At 58.1% G+C, this 3,607-nt stretch carries 5 protein-coding genes; all 5 read right to left on the bottom strand.

The genetic code is table 11. The features are described 5' to 3' along the window. The coding region (locus MB818_RS21670; protein ID WP_238906490.1) for an acyl-CoA transferase at positions 1-404 on the bottom strand (404 nt) is incomplete at its 3' end. Between the two features lie 39 nt (positions 405-443). Continuing rightward, on the bottom strand, positions 444-1,298 hold the full coding sequence (locus MB818_RS21665; protein WP_234163877.1) for a viperin family antiviral radical SAM protein: 855 nt from the start codon (positions 1,296-1,298) through the stop codon (positions 444-446). Between the two features lie 16 nt (positions 1,299-1,314). Then, a complete protein-coding gene (locus MB818_RS21660; protein ID WP_234163875.1) occupies positions 1,315-2,547 on the bottom strand; it encodes an NYN domain-containing protein in 1,233 nt (410 codons plus the stop codon). Between the two features lie 152 nt (positions 2,548-2,699). Continuing rightward, positions 2,700-3,326: a DUF6441 family protein gene (locus tag MB818_RS21655; protein ID WP_238906488.1), complete on the bottom strand. Its 627-nt coding sequence runs from the start codon at positions 3,324-3,326 to the stop codon at positions 2,700-2,702. Next, positions 3,323-3,607: head-tail joining protein (locus MB818_RS21650; RefSeq protein ID WP_238906486.1), on the bottom strand; the 285-nt coding region annotated here is incomplete at its 5' end. The genes MB818_RS21655 and MB818_RS21650, both read right to left, overlap by 4 nt.

Here is a 3,607-nt window from a genome sequence, read left to right as displayed (position 1 = left end):
GCCGTGGTGTAGTGTAGCACCACCGGGATCACGGCCGCCTTCAGGCTCGCCGCGCCCTCTACGGCCAGATCGACCGGCCGGGGCGCCTCGGCCTCGATCCAGTCGCAGAGCCCGCCGAGCGTGCGGTCGGCGGCGAGCGCGGCACCGATGCTGGTGCAAACCGTATCGAAGGCAGAGTCGCGGTCCGCGCCCTGCACAACAGCCTCAATTTCTGCGCGGTGTTGGTAATGGTAGGCCAGCGGCGACAGAGTCACCTCGGGCTCACCCGGCTCGCCATCGCGCAGGATCAGCAGCCCCCCAGGCGGCACGCGCTCGGGAAGGACCTCGCCGCGGAGGGTGGTGGCGGGCAGTGCCGAGAGCCGCGCATGCAGCACGGCGAAGATGGTTTCGCGGGAGGTGGGCATTGCTCAGACCCTTCCAAATTTTGACCTGGAACACGGTACCTAGTAGCGGCTGAAGTAAGTTTCGGCGTCGAATTCGATACTTTGGAGAGCGGTCGCTACTCCGACATCTAGGATAGGTGCACTGCGCAAATAGTCGGAGCCTTCCCTTTGGTAAAAACGGCCATCGGGATCGAGCATGATGTATGAACGGTGCATGTCGATGTTGTCCTCTGGCACGATCTTGCCAGGCATGTCTCTATGGCGGTCCAGGAAGCTGGAAAATTCCTCGTCTGTAATCCCTCGGCCAGTCGCGCCATGGATAGGGATCACCCGCAGAGCCTTCCATCGGTCTGGTCGCAGCTCGCCAAGTGAAGAAGTGAGATTATCATTGACGTTCTCGTGACACACAACGGTGTTTACCTTGAGCAAGGTGTTTGGGGACACCTGCCGGAACAACCCGAATATTGCAGCCATCCGCTCGTAACTGACCTGCGCCCCTCGGTTATCCCGCCTACCTATCCTACGATTCTGTTCATCATCAAAACTGTCGACGCTGAACCCTGCGACCGAGATCATCGGCCCAAATTTCATGATGAAATCATCTGTCAACAGTGAGCCGTTGCTAATGAAGGACGGTCTAAGACCAAGATCGTAAGAGAGCGCAATGGCTTGACCGAGGTCCTTCTCCAGAAATGGCTCGCCACCAGCAAAATTGATGCGGACGCTCTCGGCGATGGCGGAGCCATTTTGAAAGTCGATCCTACGGTTATTTAGTGCGCCAAACTCACGCAAAATTTCCACGTAGTGACGAGAAAAAACCGACTTCTGGCCATACTTGGCATAGCAGAAATAGCAGTCGTAGTTACATGCTTCGAGGATGTGCCAGTTTATCGTCAACTCAGGAATTCGAAACATCTAAGGCCCTTCATCATCAAAAATTCAACGAAATATCAATATCATTGGCCATCAGCTTACCTTCCGCAATAAGGAACCGAAACACTCGGCCCGACTTAACCACATCATAGTCATGATACTCGGCGAAGCGATCATTGCTGAGGATAAAGGCGCTGTTGTCCTGGTCGGCCAGCTTCAGAAGGTATTCGTCGGCCGCCGTCTTGGTTGGAGCCACATGCATGTTGACGGATTTTCCCAGTGCGCGCTCAACCCCTTGGGTATCGGTCTTCAGCATCGCACGGATCGAAGCGTCGAAGACTACCGTGGTTTTGTACCGCCCCCCCAATTCTCGAAGCAGCGCGGAGATAGCCCGAAGTCCGATAAAGGATTGCCCTTCGTAGCACGCATTGTTTCCATCGATCAGGAGGTGGCCGATGGTTCTTTCTAACTTCTTGAGCTCATCCCGAATGCGGCGCTCGAGTTTGGGAATGTTGTTCTCGAGACTTCGGATTTTTTTCCTGCAGTCACTGATGACCTGCTTGGGACTTCCCGTTCCGAACTTTTTCTCGCACTCCTCGTGGATCATGCGGCGTTCATAGCTGTTGGACGCTGAAGAAAGTTCTTGTTCGAAACGATTTGCACGTGCGATGTCGGCATTCAAAGTGGCGAGCTCGGACTTCAAACGATCACGCTCGTTTGTATGTGGGCGGATATTGGTCTCAATACGCTCTAGTTCGGCGTTGTCCGTCGCGTGATCGGCCTTGAGCCGTTCAATCTCCGGTCCAAGGGAAGAAAGCCGCTTCTCGGAACTGTTCAAATCGAAATTCTCGTGATCGGAAATGCGCTTTCTGGCAGCATTGATGTCCGCACGGACTTTGGAGAGCGCTTCTTGATTGCTCGACAGGTGCTGCTTGGCGGAAGAAAGCTCTACGGCAAGACGCGAGGCTTCAGAGCGTATCTGCTTTTGCTCTGCAGTGAAGTATTTCCATACCACAAGCGGGCTGACCTTGGCGGCATTTTCGCCTTGAAGGCGGCGCTCCAGTTCTCTCTTGTTGACCTCTTGATCGGCTATTTGCCTGGAGTGGTTTGTTGCGGTGATTTCAAGGTTGTCGATTTTGCCTTTCTCGATCTCTGGCTGGAATGCGTTGTAGTCGTCTATCGCGCCCTGCAGATCCTCACGTGTCCTTTCTAGTGCCTTGACCTGATCGGCGAGCCTCTCAAGTCGAGAATGACGCTGTCGAAGTTGCTCAAGGGGATCAATCGATGCCATTCCTGAAATCCGTCCATGCTCAGTGCCTTATGTCATTGATAATGTGCGACAGGCTATCCTCGCGAACAAGGGGGGTTAAGATGCCGGTTAGTAACCTACAACTTGGTGCGCAAGGCAGATGGAAAAGAGCGGAGGTGTTCGTGGTCTCTCTACTACGAAGCTGTGCGCCAACCGTCCACAATCAACCCCGGCACGCTGTCGAGCGCCCGCTCGGCATCCCGCCCGAGATCCAGCCGTTTTGGCAGCCTGACCTGAGGCACCAGCAGGAAGATCGGCACTGTCGCCCGCCCACGCCCGGTCTTTGACCGCGACGCCACCCCCAACCCCCTGGTGTTCAGCCGCCCCTCGGCGACGAGCAGGCTCGGCCCCCGGCGCCGATAAACGAACCGCAACTGTAGCCCGCGCCGCCGTTCCCATTCACCGGGGGTGATGCGCCCGCCGCGCAGGGATTTGCCCGCGGCGGGCAACGGGATCGCGAGCCAAAACCCGTCCTTGGATCGGATCAGCGGGCCGGTGTCATGCGCGCCGATGATGACCGGCGCCTTGGACCAGACCAGTGCCGCGGCGTTGAGGCTTTCGCCCGCCTTGGGGAAGGTCTGGCTCCGGATCGAGTTCGCCAACCGCCGGCCGAGCCCCGCTTGCGCGATCTGCCCGCGCCAGGCGGTCTTGAGCCCGGTGCCGGCCTCGCGCATGGCGGCGGTCACGGCCTTTTCGCCGGCCTTCACCTCGGCCGCCATCATCGCGACGATGTCAGGGTCGATCTCGAGTTTCAGCTTCATGCCGGTCTCAGATCCAGAGTCCAGATCAACCGTTCGCGATCCCGGATCGGCTCGCCCTGGATCACATGGCTGTCGGCGCCGATGACAATCAGATCGCCCGGACGCGGCGCGGGCAGGTCGGCCACGCGCACGTCCACCATGGTCGTGTCGCTGACCAAGCGCCCCGCGCCGAAGTCGGTGATGCGGTCCGGGGCGCGGACAATGACCCGGATCGGACGTTCTTCTGAGGTGGTGGCCGAGATCCAGAGCGCCGGGGCCGCCATGGAGGCATTGGCGAAGAT

The sequence above is a fragment of the Ruegeria alba genome, from assembly GCF_022321465.1.
GTDB lineage: Bacteria > Pseudomonadota > Alphaproteobacteria > Rhodobacterales > Rhodobacteraceae > Ruegeria_B > Ruegeria_B alba.
The sequence above is the reverse complement of the archived record's forward strand: the minus strand, read 5'-3'. Positions and strand labels throughout refer to the sequence as shown.